This is a genomic window from Porphyromonas sp. COT-239 OH1446, assembly GCF_000768875.1.
In the GTDB taxonomy this organism is placed as follows: Bacteria; Bacteroidota; Bacteroidia; order Bacteroidales; family Porphyromonadaceae; genus Porphyromonas.
The window spans coordinates 1-345 of the sequence record NZ_JRAO01000022.1 but is presented as its reverse complement, the minus strand read 5'-3'; the positions used below and the strand labels follow the sequence as shown (position 1 = coordinate 345).

1 pseudogene is annotated in these 345 nt (G+C 51.6%); it reads left to right on the top strand.

Features of this window, described 5'->3' with window-relative positions:
• Positions 1–345 (top strand): annotated as a pseudogene (locus HQ37_RS08380) (IS3 family transposase); the annotation flags it as partial.

Here is a 345-nt window from a genome sequence, read left to right as displayed (position 1 = left end):
GATGAAGAGCATCAGCATCCTGTCGCTCCTCTCTGCGCACTGCTTGGCTTTAGCCGTCAGGCCTTCTACAAACGCCAATTCAACGCCTTTGCTTGTCATGAGGAAGATGTCCTCTGCACGAGCATTATCCTTTACTGTCAGTATCTTAGGCTTCAGGACAACCTGCCTAGGGCAGGCTTTCGAGAGCTTTTTGAGCTCTGTCGTCAGTACTTTGGGGAGAAGTTCACCCTTGGCCGAGATCGCTTCCGCAGCCTCCTTAGAGCCAATGGTTTACTTCTACGCCAACGCCGCTTTCGCCCTAGGACGACGAACTCTCAGCATCGTTTTCATAAGTATGAAGACCTG